Source organism: Bacteroides sp. BFG-637, assembly GCF_024793605.1.
Taxonomy (GTDB): Bacteria; Bacteroidota; Bacteroidia; order Bacteroidales; family Bacteroidaceae; genus Bacteroides; species Bacteroides vicugnae.
In genome coordinates this window covers 3687500-3705582 of sequence record NZ_JANUPD010000002.1, presented here as the reverse complement: position 1 = coordinate 3705582, position 18083 = coordinate 3687500, and the positions used below count along the sequence as shown (strand labels likewise).

16 protein-coding genes and 1 pseudogene are annotated in these 18083 nt (G+C 41.2%); 5 read left to right on the top strand and 12 right to left on the bottom strand.

Annotated features, from left to right (window positions below):
- Position 1: 1 nt before the first annotated feature.
- The 6 genes and pseudogenes from NXX38_RS14300 to NXX38_RS14275 all read right to left on the bottom strand — a co-directional run bounded on the left by NXX38_RS14300 (position 2) and on the right by NXX38_RS14275 (position 8201).
- Complete coding sequence (locus NXX38_RS14300) at positions 2-1243, bottom strand: hypothetical protein (protein WP_258979861.1); 1242 nt, start codon at positions 1241-1243, stop codon at positions 2-4.
- A gap of 25 nt (positions 1244-1268) precedes the next feature.
- Positions 1269-3611: a BREX system P-loop protein BrxC gene (brxC, locus tag NXX38_RS14295; RefSeq protein ID WP_258979859.1), complete on the bottom strand. Its 2343-nt coding sequence runs from the start codon at positions 3609-3611 to the stop codon at positions 1269-1271.
- A 4-nt stretch (positions 3612-3615) separates the two neighbouring features.
- Positions 3616-4227, bottom strand: coding sequence for a BREX protein BrxB domain-containing protein (locus NXX38_RS14290; RefSeq protein WP_074557115.1), 612 nt, complete (start codon positions 4225-4227; stop codon positions 3616-3618).
- On the bottom strand, positions 4224-4853 hold the full coding sequence (locus tag NXX38_RS14285; protein ID WP_258979856.1) for a DUF1819 family protein: 630 nt from the start codon (positions 4851-4853) through the stop codon (positions 4224-4226). Before NXX38_RS14285 ends, NXX38_RS14290 begins: the two co-directional genes overlap by 4 nt.
- 320 nt (positions 4854-5173) lie before the next feature.
- Positions 5174-7087, bottom strand: coding sequence for a molecular chaperone DnaK (gene dnaK / locus NXX38_RS14280; RefSeq protein ID WP_143260363.1), 1914 nt, complete (start codon positions 7085-7087; stop codon positions 5174-5176).
- Positions 7088-7413: 326 nt separating this feature from the next.
- Positions 7414-8201 (bottom strand): annotated as a pseudogene (locus tag NXX38_RS14275) (META domain-containing protein).
- A gap of 144 nt (positions 8202-8345) precedes the next feature.
- Between NXX38_RS14275 and NXX38_RS14270 the strand changes: the two are divergent.
- The 4 genes from NXX38_RS14270 (at position 8346) to recA (ending at position 12465) form a co-directional block, all read left to right on the top strand.
- Positions 8346-9629, top strand: coding sequence for a hypothetical protein (locus tag NXX38_RS14270; RefSeq protein ID WP_258979854.1), 1284 nt, complete (start codon positions 8346-8348; stop codon positions 9627-9629).
- 97 nt (positions 9630-9726) lie between these two features.
- A complete protein-coding gene (locus NXX38_RS14265; protein ID WP_004302080.1) occupies positions 9727-10920 on the top strand; it encodes a saccharopine dehydrogenase family protein in 1194 nt (397 codons plus the stop codon).
- A gap of 29 nt (positions 10921-10949) precedes the next feature.
- Complete coding sequence (gene bcp / locus NXX38_RS14260) at positions 10950-11405, top strand: thioredoxin-dependent thiol peroxidase (RefSeq protein ID WP_004325328.1); 456 nt, start codon at positions 10950-10952, stop codon at positions 11403-11405.
- Between the two features lie 25 nt (positions 11406-11430).
- Entirely contained in the window at positions 11431-12465 is a 1035-nt protein-coding gene (recA, locus tag NXX38_RS14255; protein WP_148364542.1) for a recombinase RecA, read from the top strand.
- Between the two features lie 117 nt (positions 12466-12582).
- On the opposite strand, the gene NXX38_RS14250 is transcribed toward recA, so the two are convergent.
- From NXX38_RS14250 to NXX38_RS14230, 5 genes are all read right to left on the bottom strand, one after another.
- A complete protein-coding gene (locus tag NXX38_RS14250; protein ID WP_148364541.1) occupies positions 12583-13575 on the bottom strand; it encodes a YeiH family protein in 993 nt (330 codons plus the stop codon).
- Positions 13576-13695: 120 nt separating this feature from the next.
- Positions 13696-14070, bottom strand: coding sequence for a YccF domain-containing protein (locus NXX38_RS14245; protein WP_258979852.1), 375 nt, complete (start codon positions 14068-14070; stop codon positions 13696-13698).
- An 18-nt stretch (positions 14071-14088) separates the two neighbouring features.
- Positions 14089-14520, bottom strand: coding sequence for a DUF1810 domain-containing protein (locus NXX38_RS14240; protein WP_258979851.1), 432 nt, complete (start codon positions 14518-14520; stop codon positions 14089-14091).
- 59 nt (positions 14521-14579) lie between these two features.
- A complete protein-coding gene (locus NXX38_RS14235) occupies positions 14580-15512 on the bottom strand; it encodes a GNAT family N-acetyltransferase (RefSeq protein ID WP_258979848.1) in 933 nt (310 codons plus the stop codon).
- Between the two features lie 31 nt (positions 15513-15543).
- Positions 15544-15882, bottom strand: a complete 339-nt coding sequence (locus tag NXX38_RS14230) for a DsrE family protein (protein ID WP_148364537.1) — start codon at positions 15880-15882, stop codon at positions 15544-15546.
- 429 nt (positions 15883-16311) lie between these two features.
- On the opposite strand from NXX38_RS14230, the gene NXX38_RS14225 reads away from it, so the two are divergent.
- Complete coding sequence (locus NXX38_RS14225; protein WP_008651318.1) at positions 16312-16956, top strand: HU family DNA-binding protein; 645 nt, start codon at positions 16312-16314, stop codon at positions 16954-16956.
- A gap of 214 nt (positions 16957-17170) precedes the next feature.
- Here the strand turns inward: NXX38_RS14225 and NXX38_RS14220 are convergent, their stop codons facing one another.
- Complete coding sequence (locus NXX38_RS14220; protein ID WP_258979847.1) at positions 17171-18067, bottom strand: LysR family transcriptional regulator; 897 nt, start codon at positions 18065-18067, stop codon at positions 17171-17173.
- Positions 18068-18083 lie beyond the last annotated feature (16 nt).

Here is an 18083-nt window from a genome sequence, read left to right as displayed (position 1 = left end):
ATTATTTGATAATCATTACCGTCTCGCCTTTGTCAATATGTGCCATTAGCTGCTTCTTGAGTTGTGCCAAATACTTATCCACATCAGCCTCTGAGCCAATAGGTAAAGTAGTACGAGTGCTTAAAGCTACCTGTGTAGGATACTTTTTATCGAAAGTTTCTTCCTTCTTGTTTTTGTCATCACCAACCATAGGTTTAGGCTTCGGTTTTGCAGCCAATATCTTCGCCGTTTGCTCTGCAAAGAATGCATTGGTATCGAGGTTGGTCTGCAACACAGGAATGCTATCCGATTGTGTTTTGAGTTTTACTATAACCTCTTGATCTGAAAGAATAGAAGTCGATACCTCGTTTTCCTTGCAGCCTTGCTCCAACTGGGCATACGTTTTGGCATATTCTTCAGAAATTTGTTTGCGAAGTTCTGTTCGCTTAGCATCGATGGCTCCGGCAAGGGTGTTGCGAAGCTTCATATAAGTACGTATACCGATAGGCCATGTTGCATTCTCTATTCCCATCAACTGCGTAACTGCCTCGTGAAGCTCTACAGGTACGAAGCTAAAATTATCCCGATTATCGCGTACAAAGTGAAGCACATCCTTATAATTGCCCATCTGATCCTGGACAAACTGCACGACTTCTTTACAAGTATCGAAGAGGGTGCGCGCCTGCTGCTGTTCATCAATCACACGACGGAAATACTTCAACGGATCGCGCTCGGCAAGCCAACCTTCGAGCAAGGTCACCATATCGTCGAGCGGTGCACTGAAAGAGTATGCGGCAATATCCTTGTAGAGCAGCTTGTAGCGTGCTACTACATTCTCCACACTTCGTACATTCTCTTTCTCACGACTGAGACGGAATAGTTGTGTACTATCGGTAGTGGAGAAAGATTCGCTCACACCAAAGATGTTCTTCCAAGCGGCAATGAAACCATTAATCACCTCGGACGAAATGGTTATAGCCGGACGAATGGTAAACTTGTTGGTTTCGCTCAGCAAACGGTTTGCTACAATACTCACCTCCACATTGGGATTATTGCTATAACTATAGTCACGCCTATGCCGGCGTACGAGTTCGTTCACTACATAAAGAGTACAAATGCCATCCCAACCGAACGGAGCTTTAGAGAACTTGGCTACCACATCACCCACATTCAACTCCTCGTATTGCTTGTTGAGGTAAATTTCCACCTCATGTTCTGCTTCGGTAAGCGAGTCATTTAATCCCTCGTAATCACCCGGATTCACGGGACGAAGGATAGCTGTCTTGAGTTTATCGCTGTTTCGGGGGGATTTGCGGTAAATCTACCAGTCCTGCTTTGGTATAGATACCGGAGAGGTGTTTCTCTATAGCAGCCAAGTAGCGGTCATTCCCTTTTTTATTACCCAACTCTACATCATCAATCACAGAGAGACCACTTACTAGAGGACAGGTGTCGAGAATCTTTTGGAACTCTCTCTCAATAATGCCAGTCATCACTTCGCTGGCACGTTTTTTAAATTCTTCGCGCACAGCAGCATTCTCGTCGCTGGTAGCAGGGTTGGCGGTCATATAGCTCTGCACCTTGCAATACCAATAGAAGTTGTTACGCAAACGAGCATTGGCACGGAACTGTGGCCCCACATAATACACCAACCGATTGGTCTGGTTTTGCAGAGCAAGTTGTTCAGGTGTATCATAGTCGTCATCCATCATAAATTCCAGCACTACATCGGGATTATTACTGAGGTAGTTGCGCTGATTGATGGTCATTCCCACGGCAAACGAACGAGTTTTATATTGTTCCTTGTTCTTCAATCCTTTCAAGTAGCGATTGAAGATTTCTTTCAGCTCACCGGCTTGTAGGTTGTTATCAGCAGTCTGACTTTTAATCAACTCGGCTACCTTCATTTCCTCTTCGCTATAGAACGAGAAGAAGTCGGGTGCACCCTGACGGCCTTGTTCACGACGGATGATGTTGTTGTCGCAAAGGAAATCGACCACCTTTTCTACCTCATTCTTCAGATTGAGGCGAGGCGTGGTCATATCGTTAATCAGCAACGTGGTGATATTGTCGAGCGTTGCCGGGAAAACTAGTTGGTCAGTTTGCGAAATATTGCAAACCATAAAGAGGACATTGGCTACACGTACAGCCAATTTCGGGTCAGCATAGGTACGGGCAATGCGGATAGCATTATCCACAGCCTTCTGTCCACGGGCCTGCAAACCCTCCTCGAACATATTGTTGTAAAGTTCATCAAACGAAACGAACTTACCTACTTCGGCCTGAGCATTGTTGGAAGCCTTAGCCGTAGCGTGAATCACCTTGATGATGCTTCGTTCGTTACCTTTCACCTCCTTAGCCACATACCCCAAAGCAAGGAAAGAGTCGAACACCTGCATGATAAGCTTAAACTGATAAGGAACAAAGGGGTAGAAGTCGATAAAGTCAGTCTCCGTATCGTAACTCTTATACGCATTTGGTAACTTAAACTGGAGACTGAAGGCTCCTTGCTGCTGCTCGTACATGGCAGCTAAGTCGGTTTTCACCTCCGGCTTCTTTTCCAAGATACGCTTCTGTGTAATCACTTCGGGCTGCGTGCCTTTGAGTGATACTTTCACTTCAAAACGACCTTTAATCTTTCCTTCCTTGTCCTTTTCTTCACCAATATTACAGTCGTCCATAATCTCGCTGAGGTCCTGTTGGGCTGTACAAGCCACCCACACCTGATTGTGGCAGGATTCAGAGAGTTTAGTGATAATCTCTTGCAGATTCAAGTAACGGTCGCGTTCCTTATTGATAAACTGGCTCACCTCATCGGCAAGCAATATCAAACGATAATCTTCGCCTTTGTCCTTGATATAGTCTGCCAGTTCCATGCCGAAGCGTTCGATGCTGATGGCATAGTCACGCTTGTCGATATGGTTGTAAAGGGAGTTGCGGTCAAACTGTGGATTAAGTTTGGTAGCGGCATCTACAACCATCTCCAAGGCTTGATCCACCAAATCGGCAGCCTCGCTAGGATTATTCCAATCGCCACCCATCTCGGCAATTACCTCCTTAAATTGTTCCAACAGCCCACGCTCCATCAGCGGTTTTTCCAAAAGCTGTGCTAAGGTGAGATTAAACTTGTTCAGTCCACGTTTGCCATTAAACTCATCCCAAAATACCTGCAAGAAGGCCTTCTTCTTGTCGGTAGCCGCATTGTAGGAAGTTTCTAGGTTGAAGATGCAGGTATCGATAGTTGCAATCTTGAGCCACGAAGCAATATCTTGAATCTGTGAAAACTCAAACTGAAGGTTATGCTTACCATCAAAAGGATCAATTTCTTTCACAGCATCAAGTAAACGCTCTAAGGCTACATCGCGGGTTTCGGGAGTGATACAGTAGTCGAGGTACTTTAAGAAGTGAGATTTACCCGAACCGTAGTAGCCATCAATCCAAATACCTACATGATCATAAGGCTTGTTGTTCTTAATAGCATTCAGAATGCGATAAAGTCCATTGAGGATTTCATCGGTAAAAACGTATTCCTTGATTTCAATATCAATGGTATCTTTATCGAACTTGGTAGCGGAAACTGCCGGATTGACCGGACGATTAATGGATTTGATATACAGGTCTTGTAGTTGCATCGTTTTATTCGTTTATTAAAAGGGTTGCACGATAAGTATGATGGTCATTTAAGGTATCAAAGAGTTTGAATGAATTTTGTTCCCGATGTCCGGGATAAAAGAGAATGATTTTATAGCGTCCGGTCTCATTGTAATCCTCGTACTTTGCCAAAAGTTCATTGGCACGTAGATAAGGATACATGGTGCCGATGCCATACATAAACACGTATGGGCGACGGTATTCATCATCAATCGTGATATGCGCCACGATCCGTTCATGCAGATATTTCACGAACTTCTCACTATGGGCATGACGCTCCAATGTGCTAAAAATCTTATCGCTCGTATCGGGCTGCTCCTGTTCTTTCTCGAGCAAATATTGCAGCATGGAGTCGAACTTGAGAAACTTTTGTCCATTGAGGTAGTTACAGAACTCTTCAAACAAGTCGAGCGTGAGCACATCCACATAATTCGTAGGACGGATAAGGTTTTGTTTAAACTCCTGTATCTGCTTACGGATATCATATTCCTTCTCTGCCGGATATTGGTAGATGAAGAAGTTATAGAATAAGTCGCCGTTTTCTGTATCCTGAAATCCGGGACTATTAAGTTTATCATCCAGTTCTTTTATCGTCATAGCAAACTGTTTTTAATCTTTTCAATTTGATAGGGCTGCAACAAACATGCTTCCAGAAACCAAGGTTCGCCAATCTGCAAATAGTACGGATAATTGGTACAATAGGGCACTTGTAGTTGGTAATCCCTGTTGAGCATTCCTATCTTTCGCAAAATTGATAAATAAGCACTAATCACTTTGTTCTTCGTTGCTTCACTCCATGAATCAACAAACGCATCACGAGCTGAAATCTCATTAAATTCCATGAGGATATCATCGTTGTTTACAGACTTAGCAACGCTGTTCCAACGACGTATCGTTACGTTTACATGAAAGTCAAAGAGTATTTTGTACGTTTTCAACAACACAAAGAAGAGGGCGATGGGCTGTTCTACCGAAGTCATCACCAAGAAGTCCTGCCAAAAAGCAGGAGGCATCACATCATAACGGCGGCTAATCTCTGCAATAGCTCTTTTCCTCGATGTTTCAGCATTAATCAGCAGTACGCGGTTGTTCAATCGTTCATCTTTGAGAAGTTCTTCTCGATCTTCACTTTGCAAGAGAGGAAGCAGAGCAAGCGTCTCATTAAGTAAAAAACCTCCACCCGTAATTGCAGCCGTATAAGGGCTATTTATCTTCATTGCCATATTGTTCTTTTATTCTTTCGATTTATTTATCAGTTCTCGCACATCAATCTCCAAAACTACTTTAATGCGATTCAAATCTGCCATAATTGCATACATAACGCAAATGTAATGAAGTTACTCGGTTGAACCATAAATTTTGCCGCCTTTTTTTAACACAATAAGTGTATTTCCCACTTCACTAAACCATTGATTCCAAATAGCGGTTGGAAAGGATGCCAAAAACATTATCTCAATCTCTCCGACTCCTAAACGTAAAAAGCGTGCAACTCATTGAGCTGCACGCTTTTGTTTACTGTTTATTATCTGTTTCCTTATCGGAATTATTTCACTTCCTCGAAGTCAGCATCCTGAACGTTATCTCCGTGCTTGCTGTTATCTTGCTGGCCAGCACCACCGTTCATATCAGGACCAGCCTGTGCTCCACCTTGTGCACCGCTCTGTGCATACATTTCAGCACTTGCAGCCTGGAAAGCAGTATTGATTTCTGCCATAGCAGTATCAATAGCAGCCAAATCCTGTGCCTTGTGAGCATCTTTCAATTTCTGCAAAGCAGCTTCAATCGGAGCTTTCTTGTCAGCAGGCAACTTATCACCCAATTCCTTCAACTGATTTTCAGTAGAGAAGATTACGCTGTCAGCCTGGTTCAGCTTGTCGATCTTTTCACGTTCTTTCTTATCTGCTTCAGCATTAGCTTCAGCTTCAGCCTTCATCTTTTCGATTTCTTCCTTGCTCAAACCGCTGGATGCTTCGATACGGATAGCCTGTTCTTTACCAGTAGCCTTATCTTTTGCAGATACTTTCAGGATACCGTTGGCATCGATATCGAATGTAACCTCAATTTGAGGAACACCACGGCGAGCCGGAGCAATACCTGTCAAGTTGAACTGACCGATTGATTTGTTCTGCGCAGCCATCGGACGTTCTCCCTGTAATACGTGGATAGTAACTTCCGTCTGGTTATCGGCAGCAGTAGAGAATGTTTCACTCTTGCGAGCCGGGATGGTAGTGTTAGCGTCGATCAACTTAGTCATTACACCACCCAGTGTTTCGATACCCATTGACAACGGAGTAACATCCAACAATACTACACCTTTGATTTCATCTGTCAAAACAGCACCCTGTACAGCAGCACCAATAGCTACCACTTCATCCGGATTCACACCTTTAGAAGGAGTCTTGCCGAAGAAATCTTCTACCAACTTCTGAACAGCCGGAATACGGGAAGAACCACCAACAAGGATTACTTCATCAATATCAGCATTGTTCAAACCTGCATCGCTCATTGCTTTCTTACATGGTTCAAGACAAGCCTGAATCAATTCGTGAGCCAGAGATTCGAATTTTGCACGAGTCAAAGTCTTCACCAAGTGCTTAGGCACACCACCTACCGGCATGATATACGGCAAGTTGATTTCTGTACTTGTAGAAGAAGAAAGCTCAATCTTAGCTTTTTCTGCAGCTTCTTTCAGACGTTGCAAAGCCATCGGATCCTGAGTCAGGTCAGCACCTTCGTCATTCTTGAATTCCTGTACCAACCAGTTGATGATTACCTGGTCGAAGTCATCGCCACCCAGATGAGTATCACCATTTGTAGAAAGTACTTCAAACACACCACCACCAAATTCAAGGATAGAGATATCGAATGTACCACCACCAAGGTCGAATACAGCAATCTTCATATCTTTGTGAGCCTTATCCAGACCGTAAGCAAGAGCAGCGGCTGTCGGTTCGTTTACAATACGTTTTACTTCCAGACCGGCAATCTGTCCGGCTTCTTTAGTAGCCTGACGTTGAGAGTCGGAGAAATATGCAGGAACGGTGATAACTGCTTCTGTCACTTCCTGTCCAAGATAGTCTTCAGCAGTCTTCTTCATCTTCTGAAGAATCATAGCAGAGATTTCCTGCGGAGTGTACAGACGTCCGTCAATGTCAACACGCGGAGTGTTATTGTCACCTTTCACTACTTTATAAGGAACACGAGTCACCTCTTTTTGCACCTGATCCCAAGTTTCACCCATGAAACGTTTGATAGAGAAGATTGTACGTGTAGGATTCGTAATAGCCTGACGTTTTGCAGGATCTCCTACCTTACGTTCACCGCCATCTACGAAAGCGACAACAGAAGGAGTCGTACGTTTACCTTCACTGTTTGCAATTACTACAGGTTCGTTACCTTCGAATACGGCAACACAAGAGTTTGTAGTTCCTAAGTCAATACCAATAATTTTTCCCATGATCGTTATTTTTTATTTATTATTTATTCTATGATTTCTTTTTGTCCGGTTGTTTCTCCGGCTCTTATCAGCGAGCCTCGTCGCGAACGGACGCTTACTAAAAAGCAAACCGTGTGCCAAAAGGAAATTATACGAATGCATGACATAATATCTGCCAAAAAGACAGTTTTAATAAATAGACACTGCTGACATAGTCATATTCAAAGCCAGTCAGCAACTGTTTCTTTAAACAAATGCAGACGGCTCTGGTTCGATGAAAAGAAAAAAAAATGCCTGTGTCATCATGTGCGACACAGGCATATCCTATTATATAGATAATCTATTTATTACTTTTCCAGCACGATGACCAATGCGCCATTTGCATCATACAAGCCAATGCCACCACCGGACAACACATCGAATGACTTCACCTCATTGATAGCTTTCAGCACCTTACCTTCTGTTTCCATATCCGGACAAGCCATCATTGTGCTCGCTACTCCCGGGAAAGAATAGATTTGGCATTACTGGTACTGGTTTCAAAACCGCCATTAATCAGATTACATCCGGCATTGCCATGAATTGTCTTTTTCTTCACATCAAAAGCAATGAAAGGTTGTTTTTCCATTCCGGAAGGAATTGCCTCACCATTCACTTCTTTAATTTTCCATTCTCCATTCAAAACCGAAAGTTTCACATCAGCCTCCTTCTTTTGTAGAACGACAACCGGGCGGTTGGACGAATTGCAAAGATACATTTTGTCTTTACCTGCCTTCTTATATCCTTTTACTTGCGCAAAAGCATTCAATACATTATTTTCAGTAGTCATATCCGGACACATCATCCGGGTACTAGCCATTCCTGTAAGTTCAAGACTTCCCGGCTTCGCATTTACATCGAAGCTACCCATCATCCGATTACAGCCGCTATTGCCGGACACACGACCGGTTGCTGTATCAAAAGCGATAAAAGGAAGGGATTTACTTTCGCCCGGAGTGATTTTCGAGCCATTGACTTCTATGATATTCCATTCACCATTGATAGATGACAGGGGAATTGCCTTCTCAACCGAACGGCACGAAGACATTGCAAGTGCTGCACCAGCAATGCAAATTGAAACAAATACTTTCTTCATATTGTTATAACGTTTAAGTTAAAATCGGGGGCAAAGATATCAAAAGATTGGGAAATAATATCCAATGCAACATAAAATATATACATTTGCCAATAAATATACAACAAACGAACAATTTACATAGTTCACCTAAAGTAAACAAATATGAGAATAATTGTCCTGTCTTTGATTCTATTCTGCTGTGTTACGCCTCCTATCACAGCTCAAAGCGATTATATCGTCACTACTCCTTCCGTACAGGAAATCCCTGTAGGTCAAGAAGAACAGTTTATCAGGAGTAATTTTCCGCTGCTACCGCTGGGCAAATGGACACCCGGAATGAAATTTATGCTCGTTCCATCTCCACGGAGCATGTTCCTTCCCACCCTTTCCAGCTATGACACCGAGAAAGGGGTAGACAACAGCCTGCTGAAACATAAAATACTCACTTTCACAGGAACTGAAGAGAAAGCTCAAAATATCTCCAACGGGACTAACTACTCCACCCGCTTCATCTTCGAATGTGAGGGAGGAAAATATTATTATGAGATAAAGAATATGCGGCTGGAGGAAATCTCAGAAAAGGCTCCCCGTGCCGGTATCAACGGATTGGTCTATCTGAAAGATGTGGATACAGCAAAAGAGCTGTTGGTAGGAAAAACAGTCTATATACAAGCAGAAAGTGTCCGGATAGACGATGCCAACAATTATTCCGGCTACCGGGATATAGCCATTCCCGTCAATACGGAAGCAACGATTACCGCTATCGGAGTCGGCAGTCAGGCATATCCGGCAAAAATCGTATTTAAAGATACACAGGGGCATTCTTATTATCTGGAAGTTGCCCTCTCACGAACAAACTCCGGCATGGACCTGAATGATTTTCAAGGAGAAAAGAGAATGAAATATTTCTCAAATGCATTCAGTTTCACCAATAAGAGCCTGGGCACTATCGAAAGCCTGAAAAACAAATATATGGGAATGACAGTTTATCCTAAAAAGGTGCTGCCAGCCAAAAGAATCATATCTTTTGAAGACAAGCAGACCGAATCACGCGTTCACCTGCCCCGATATACAGTTCTGCAAATCAAAGATATTAGATTATCTCCTCCCGGCAGTCTGGCTGTTCTCTCATTAGAAGACAAGGACGGAGCAATCTATGAATTGGAAACCGATCTGAAATATGATGTTATCGTCAGAAATGAAAATTATATCGAAGACTTTTTCGGATTCGAAGATATACATAAAAAATATCCGGGTATCACAGAAAATCGTTGGCAGATTATCTCCCGGGGAGATCTGGAGACGGGCATGAGTACAGTGGAATGTCGTTTATCCATTGGTGATCCGATAGAAATCGAGCTAAAAAAAGACAATCGTTTCGAAACTTGGTTCTACAATGGCAAAACACTGGATTTTGAAAATGGAACCTTGCAGCGTTACAAATAAAAAGGAGTAGCTGCGAATGATTATCTGAAAATAATCACGTATATTTGCAAAGCTAACAATTCCAATATTCTTAATATTTTAATTCGCAATTAACGAAATGGGTAGAGTTCTTATTATTGGTGCGGGCGGTGTTGGCACTGTCGTTGCGCACAAAGTGGCACAAAATGCCGATGTATTTACAGATATCATGATTGCCAGCCGTACGAAAGAGAAATGCGATAAAATCGTCGAGGCAATAGGTAACCCCAATATAAAAACAGCTAAAGTTGATGCAGACAATGTAGATGAGCTGGTAGCCTTATTCAACGATTTCAAACCGGAAATGGTGATTAATGTGGCTCTCCCTTATCAGGATCTGACTATTATGGAAGCTTGTCTGAAAGCTGGAGTGAACTATCTGGACACCGCTAACTACGAGCCGAAGGATGAAGCTCACTTTGAATACAGTTGGCAGTGGGCTTACCACGATCGCTTCAAAGAAGCAGGTCTGACAGCTATTCTCGGTTGCGGATTCGACCCGGGAGTAAGTGGCATCTATACCGCTTATGCAGCTAAACATTATTTTGATGAGATTCAATATCTGGACATTGTAGACTGTAATGCGGGTAACCATCATAAAGCATTTGCTACGAACTTCAATCCGGAAATCAACATCCGCGAAATTACGCAGAACGGACGCTATTATGAAAATGGCAAATGGGTCACTACCGGTCCGCTGGAAATCCATAAAGACCTGACATATCCGAACATCGGTCCCCGTGATTCTTATCTTCTTTATCACGAAGAACTGGAGTCATTGGTGAAACATTACCCGACCATCAAACGTGCACGTTTCTGGATGACTTTCGGACAAGAGTATTTAACTCACTTACGCGTTATCCAAAACATCGGTATGGCACGAATCGACGAAGTTGATTACAACGGAGTGAAGATTGTGCCGCTGCAATTCTTGAAAGCTGTATTGCCTAACCCGCAGGATTTAGGAGAAAACTACGAAGGAGAAACCTCTATCGGTTGTCGTATCCGCGGTTTGAAAGATGGCAAGGAACGTACTTATTATGTATACAACAACTGCAGCCATCAGGAAGCTTATCGGGAAACTGGTATGCAAGGTGTGAGCTACACCACCGGAGTTCCGGCAATGATCGGAGCCATGATGTTCTTCAAAGGTGAATGGAAACGCCCGGGTGTAAACAACGTAGAAGAGTTCAATCCGGATCCGTTTATGGAACAACTCAATAAGCAAGGTCTTCCCTGGCATGAAGAGTTCGACAAAAATCTGGAATTATAAGAGTAGACCTGTTCATTAAAAAGATAGTTATGATAAACGTAGGAGATAAAGCACCGGAAATCTTAGGCATCAATGAAAAAGGCGAAGAAATCCGTTTAAGTGCTTATAAAGGAAAAAAGATTGTGTTGTACTTCTACCCGAAGGACAGTACATCGGGTTGCACCGCACAAGCGTGTAATCTACGCGACAACTATTCCGAACTACGTAAAGCCGGCTATGAAGTAATCGGTGTCAGCGTAGACAATGAAAAGTCGCACCAGAAATTTATCGAAAAGAACAATCTTCCTTTTACCCTGATTGCTGACACTGACAAAAAGTTAGTGGAAGAGTTTGGCGTATGGGGAGAAAAGAAACTGTACGGACGTGCTTACATGGGTACTTTCCGCACTACTTTCCTGATTAATGAAGAGGGAATCGTAGAACGGATTATCACTCCTAAAGAAGTGAAGACCAAGGAACATGCCTCACAGATTTTAAATCAATAACTCCATTAATTATATTAGATAAGGTATGGCAAAGAAAGATGAACTTAATTTTGAAACAGATAATAAAATGGCATCAAGCGAAAAACTAAAAGCCTTACAGGCTGCCATGGAAAAGATAGAAAAGAGCTTCGGTAAAGGTTCTATCATGAAAATGGGTGATAATAGTGTTGAACAAGTAGAAGTGATCCCGACAGGTTCTATTGCCTTGAACGTGGCACTTGGCGTTGGAGGTTACCCAAGAGGTAGAATTATCGAAATCTATGGCCCGGAATCATCCGGTAAAACGACATTGGCTATTCATGCCATTGCTGAAGCGCAGAAGGCTGGCGGTATCGCTGCTTTCATTGATGCCGAACACGCTTTCGACCGTTTCTATGCATCTAAGCTGGGAGTGAACATTGATGATCTTTATATCTCTCAACCGGACAATGGAGAACAGGCTTTGGAAATTGCAGAACAACTGATCCGTTCTTCTGCTATCGACATCATCGTTATCGACTCTGTAGCCGCACTGACTCCTAAAGCGGAAATCGAAGGTGACATGGGTGACAATAAGGTAGGTCTTCAGGCACGTTTGATGTCTCAGGCACTTCGTAAGCTGACAGCTGCAGTAAGTAAGACACGTACGACTTGCATTTTCATTAACCAGTTGCGTGAAAAGATCGGTGTTATGTTCGGTAACCCGGAAACAACTACCGGTGGTAACGCTTTGAAGTTTTATGCTTCTGTACGTTTGGATATCCGTGGCAGCCAACCCATCAAAGATGGTGAAGAGATTCTTGGTAAACTGACCAAAGTGAAAGTAGTGAAAAACAAAGTAGCGCCTCCTTTCCGCAAAGCTGAATTTGACATCATGTTCGGTGAAGGTATCTCCCACTCCGGAGAAATCATCGACTTGGGTGCTGACTTAGGGATCATCAAGAAGAGCGGTTCATGGTATAGTTACAACGACACCAAGCTAGGACAAGGACGTGATGCTGCTAAACAATGCATTATGGATAATCCTGAACTGGCAGAAGAACTGGAAGGACTGATTTTTGAAGAATTGAAGAAGAAATAATTCGCTTTGAATCTGCTTATCCGTAAACTGAAAGCTAAATAAATAAAGGTGGGAGAAAGTCGTTTACGATCATTCTCCCACCTTTTTCTCTTTATATCATTCTCTCTTTTATCTCTCTTATACAAAATAAATGTATGCCAATGTACTCAAGCTGATAATTACCCAAAGCAATATTCCTTGAATCAGAGGTTTAATTCCAACAGCTTTCAAAACATCAATAGAAAGAGAAGCACCGATAAAGAACATAGTTATCGTCAAAGTCTTACGGGCAATACCGTTGATAGCTGCTCCTAATTGTGGCACTCCATCCAGCAAATAAGTATTTACCACCAATGCCAATACAAAAAAGAGGATAAACCATGGAATACTGATCTTTTGTCCTTTGCTCTTGAATATAAATGAGGTAGCAAAAGCCATCGGGATAATCCAAAGAGCACGGGTCAATTTGATAGTAGTAGCCACTTTCAATGCTTCTTCTCCATAGGCAGCTCCCGCACCTACTACAGAACTGGTATCATGAATGGCAATAGCTGCCCATGTTCCGAACTGTTGTTGATCCATATTCAATGCATGACCAATGGCAGGGAAAATGAAAAGTGCAATAGCGTTCAAGATAAAGATTGTACCTAATGCCACAGACATTTCACTGTCCTTCGCTTTCAACACCGGTCCCACTGCTGCAATAGCACTACCGCCACAGATAGCGGTTCCCGAACTGATAAGATAAGCTGTATTCCGGTCTATTTTAAACAACTTACGTCCGATGAACCAGCCAATCACCAATGTTCCGATTACTGAAATAACCGTAAATTCCATACCTTCCTTACCGGAAGCTAAAGCAGAATGAAGATTCATACCGAATCCCAGTCCTACTACTGAATACTGCAACAGATATTTCGATGTTTTCTTATTAAACTTTGGATGCGCTTGTCCGCAAGTTAATGCAAAAATAAGTCCGAGGAACAAAGCAACCGGAGGAGTTACCCAAGCCGACCATGCTTCCAATCCCGGAATATAGTCTAAAAACAGGAAAAAAGTCAGAGTGGAAAGCAGTGCAACATAAATCATTTTATTATTTGACTGCAAAGTTTTTGTAGCTGTTGAAATCATATCTTTTTATCTTTAATTGTTTTCCGGGCGCAAAGGTACGGTAAACAATCAAGACCCGCCAATAGTTTCTAATTATGCATTATAACTTTTAATTATAAGCAGATTCTCTCCCAACTACTCTTACACTGTTACAATGTCTTTCCCAAAAGGTGATAATGCCAAAGCTGCCAACTTGAAGTGTTGCAATCCAAAAGGGATTCCGATAATGGTAATGCACAATACAGCCCCGAAAACCAAATGTGACAGACAGATCCAAATGCCACCCAGAAATATCCACAGGATATTCATCAATATATAGAGGCAGCCACCGGAACGGTTCCCACTTCTGACTTCTTTACCGAAAGGCCATAAAGCAAGTCCGGCCAACTTCAATGTTTGCATTCCAAAAGGAATGCCGATAATGGTCAGCATCATCAATAAACTCGAAATGAGGTATTCGACAGCGGTAAAGATACCACCAAGCAACAGCCATAATAGATTCATTAAACAGCCCATATAAATTAGTATTAGTTATTATTCCAATTTTCTTTTTGTTGTCTCATCCACTTTACCCTGATAATAACGGTCGATCACTTGCTGAAACAAATCATCCGAAGCAACTTCATTAAAAAGCGTCATGCATGACAATACTTTCACCGCATCTAACGGACCGAAAACTTCCTGCGCCGTTTTATTTTTCAATTGAAGAAAAACAGACGTTATTTCACGCAGTCTTTCTCCCAAAATTGGATGGGCAAGATATGCTTCAGCCTCTTCTTTGCCGCTAAGACCATAATACTGTGAATTATAACTCATGCCCAATCCTTTCAGTTGAGGAAATATATACCAAATCCAATGGGAATATTTCCGCCCGTTTCTAACTTCTGCAAGGGCTTGTTCATAATCCCCTCGCTGAGCATCTAAAAATCGTTGTAAGTTATAGTCAGTCATAGATACTTCTCGCATTTTTTTAAGTTATCATACTTTCAGGAGATAACAGAATCAAATAAGTGATTTATTTCGAATCACAGCACTTTTTTCAATTCTATTAAAGCCGAGACTTCGTTTTCCTTATTAATGTACTTCTCTATTTCATAGGGTTTATATCCTAATTTAGTATATAACAGAAGCCCATTCGTATTAGTATCAAAGCAAGACAAATGAAGCTCCGATACATTATATTTCTTTTTCCCAATATATTCCATAGTATTTATCAGAAATGTACCAACGCCACGATTACGAAAACAAGGACTTACTATTACATTTCCAATAGCACAATATTGAGATTCTCTTACCTCATAGAAGTTTGCAAACCCTACTACTTCATTATTAAATAAAACAACAGTCGAATCAAATCTATCTTTTATTGTATTCTTTAATTGATCGATTGTTAAAGGAAAATCAGCTTTAGGAAACATAAAAAACAGTTCCTGCTTGTTTCGAGGTAATTTACAAACAGTTTCTAAATCGTCAGACGTAAAATCTCTATAAGTAAGTTTTTCTTTTTCCATAATAATCATGCTGATACCCTCCATTTCTTTTCTACATACAATATTATAACCGACTTTGCTATATAGATGCAAAGTATTGGGTGTCTCTTCGCCCGTAAAAAGAGAGAACTTATGACAGTGAGGAAATAATCGTTCTATTTCAGTCATAAGTTCTCTACCTATGCCTTTATTCTGAAAATCGGGATGCACTATCAATTTACCAATATGACATACTCTATTTTCATCCATACATCCCCTGACAGAACCTACAATCTGTCCATCATCTGATACGTATTTTAGAATAATGCCTGTCTGATACTCATCACAAATCTCATCCTGATTTTGCAACAAAGGGGGAAGATCGAATTTATTCATTCGTTCGGCCACCACCATAAAAGATTTCTTTTGCAAAGATAAAATGTTTACCAAATCATTTTCTTCAGCTTGCATGATATTAGTATGTCCCATTGGTCCACTTTCTAAATTTAATAGCAACAATCTAAATAGTCAGAATCTTTTCTCCATCTTTTATATATTGAGTAAATGGTGCACCCATATATTTAACATCAATGCCTAGATTCTTTATAATCGAAGTCACACCAAATGTTTCACAACAATCTTGACAGGCTTCAATAGTTATACCAGTTTGTATCATTTCCAAAACTTCAGTTTGTACTTGGGTATCATTAGCTACCAACTTCACGGATGCTCCCCAAAGAATAATATTCAGATGCTTCCACCAACCTCTATTAACAGAGTTTATCGCATACATAGAGAGCATATTAAAAATGGTGTCTCTGTTATCAGTGGTCCACAATATATTCAATTTATCATCCATCGCACCTAATTATTTATCAGTTATACTTTATGATTCATAATATCACAAATATACACTTTTCTAAAAACTAACAGAAACATTGCATCCACTTTTTAGGAAATAATATATTAAGCATAAAATCCCGCTATATCCTTTCTCGTTAATCATCTTCATTCCCTCTCAAACTATTAATAGAAAACTTCTTCTTTATTAAGGATAAACTTCTTTTTGTCAAATAGAAAACTTATCTTTGCATAGGAACAAACTATAAATGCAAGCTTTGATTATAAAAATGAAAGCTTTGTTTTTATAAATGCAAGCTTCAATTATAAAAACAAAAGTTGCATTTATAGTTTATAATTAATCAACAAGAACTTTACTATTAGAAGAAAGGAAGTTTGCCTCTAATACAAAAGAACTTATCTATTAACACTTTAAACAATAGATGATATGGCAAGATATATCATAGAGGAGATGCCCGATCTTCAGAAAACAGGCAAAAGAATTACTTATCCTAAATTTGCGCGGATAGATAATGCAAGCATAAAAGAGTTAGCGCAACGAGTTGGTGACGTCAGTGGATTCAGTGCAGGAGACATAGAAGGCGTACTACTTCAAACCGCCATTGAAATGGCGCATTTGATGGCAGAAGGACGTTCAGTAAAAATAGACGGAATAGGAACGTTTACTCCCTCTCTTACCTTAGGCAGAGACAAGGAGCGGGAAGATCCGGAAGAAGGTGGAACTCATCGCAACGCACAAAGTATCTTTATAGGAGGTGTAAACTTTCGGGTAGACCGAGAAATGGTGAGAAATATCAGCGAAAGATGCCAACTGGAAAGAGCACCCTGGAAAAAACAACGCTCCTCTAAAAAATTCACACCGGAACAACGACTGGCATTAGCTTTAAAGTATCTGGACGAACATCCCTTCCTGACTGTTTGGGAATATCGCAAACTAACAGGATTGTTGCAAACAGCAGCAACCAACGAACTAAGACAGTGGGGCCATCAACCGGATTCTGGAATAGAAATCACTGGAAGAGGAGCACACAGGGTATATATAAAGAAAAAAATAGCTGAACAAAGTGAATAACAGTATGAGAAATACCCCGGAAATAGATGAGAAATAACTGTTTTGAGGCCTATTTCACTAAAGAAACTATGAGAAATAGGCTTTCTCAAAACGTTTCTCATTCGGTAATCAACTGGTTATAAAATTATTATATAGTGATTATGAGAATATGAGAAATGAAAATCATTTTTCTGATTCTGGAGACCCTAAGCCTGCACGAGAGAAAAAGACAAACTTACAGGCTTTTACTATGATGTCCGGCGAAACGCATAAATACCTGTGACAATCCTCCCTCCTGCCCTTGCAGTTGTACAAAGTTAAATTCGCGCAGCATCGGCATTCCTTTTATTTCGACTACACGGAGATTACCAGCTACAAGCTCTTTATGCACCGAACGGATAGAAACAATTCCCATACAGTCTGTATGTTCCAAAAAAAGTTTGATACTCTCTGTACTACCGAGATACATCAATACATTTAAAGAAGAAAGTTTGAGATTATGTTGCAATAAGGCACGTTCAAATACATCTAATGTACCGGAACCCCTCTCCCGCAAAACCAAAGGAATATTCAGCAAATCTTCCGGAGTAATCTCATCCGAGACAGCTAACTTACTCTGTGTATGCACCACGGCAACCAGTTCATCTTGCAAAAATGGAGTATATTTCAGATTAGGTAAGCGGAAGATCCCTTCGACCAGTCCCAAATCAATCCGATGCTCTTGCAAGGCAGCTTCCACTCCCCGGGAATTTCCATTAATCAAAGAAAGATTGATTTGCGGAAACTTGGCTATAAAGTTCGCTAACAGAGGAGGAAGTACATATTGTGCAATCGTAGTACTGGCCCCCAATTTCAGTTCGCCGATGTATTCATTATGCAACAGATGCATCTCATATTCTAATTGTTTATAATCGTCCAGGATTTTCTCGCTATGTTTCAGCAGCAATTCTCCGGCCTTAGTCAGTGAGATTTTGCTCCCTTGACGGTCGAACAAACGAGCTTGATAGTAAGTCTCCAGTTCCTGAATATGTTTGGTGATAGCAGGTTGGCTGACAAACAATTCTTGCGAAGCCTTCATAAAGCTTAGATTCTTCGCTACGCTCTGAAATACTTTTAAACGAAAATCGGACACGGCAATTATGATTAAC

Coding starts and splice junctions, on each gene's coding strand:
- brxC (WP_258979859.1), bottom strand. CDS start 3,611: ATGCAACTACAAGACCTGTATATCAAATCCATTAATCGTCCGGTCAAT.
- NXX38_RS14290 (WP_074557115.1), bottom strand. CDS start 4,227: ATGACGATAAAAGAACTGGATGATAAACTTAATAGTCCCGGATTTCAG.
- NXX38_RS14285 (WP_258979856.1), bottom strand. CDS start 4,853: ATGGCAATGAAGATAAATAGCCCTTATACGGCTGCAATTACGGGTGGA.
- dnaK (WP_143260363.1), bottom strand. CDS start 7,087: ATGGGAAAAATTATTGGTATTGACTTAGGAACTACAAACTCTTGTGTT.
- NXX38_RS14270 (WP_258979854.1), top strand. CDS start 8,346: ATGAGAATAATTGTCCTGTCTTTGATTCTATTCTGCTGTGTTACGCCT.
- NXX38_RS14265 (WP_004302080.1), top strand. CDS start 9,727: ATGGGTAGAGTTCTTATTATTGGTGCGGGCGGTGTTGGCACTGTCGTT.
- bcp (WP_004325328.1), top strand. CDS start 10,950: ATGATAAACGTAGGAGATAAAGCACCGGAAATCTTAGGCATCAATGAA.
- recA (WP_148364542.1), top strand. CDS start 11,431: ATGGCAAAGAAAGATGAACTTAATTTTGAAACAGATAATAAAATGGCA.
- NXX38_RS14250 (WP_148364541.1), bottom strand. CDS start 13,575: ATGATTTCAACAGCTACAAAAACTTTGCAGTCAAATAATAAAATGATT.
- NXX38_RS14245 (WP_258979852.1), bottom strand. CDS start 14,070: ATGGGCTGTTTAATGAATCTATTATGGCTGTTGCTTGGTGGTATCTTT.
- NXX38_RS14240 (WP_258979851.1), bottom strand. CDS start 14,520: ATGCGAGAAGTATCTATGACTGACTATAACTTACAACGATTTTTAGAT.
- NXX38_RS14235 (WP_258979848.1), bottom strand. CDS start 15,512: ATGGGACATACTAATATCATGCAAGCTGAAGAAAATGATTTGGTAAAC.
- NXX38_RS14230 (WP_148364537.1), bottom strand. CDS start 15,882: ATGGATGATAAATTGAATATATTGTGGACCACTGATAACAGAGACACC.
- NXX38_RS14225 (WP_008651318.1), top strand. CDS start 16,312: ATGGCAAGATATATCATAGAGGAGATGCCCGATCTTCAGAAAACAGGC.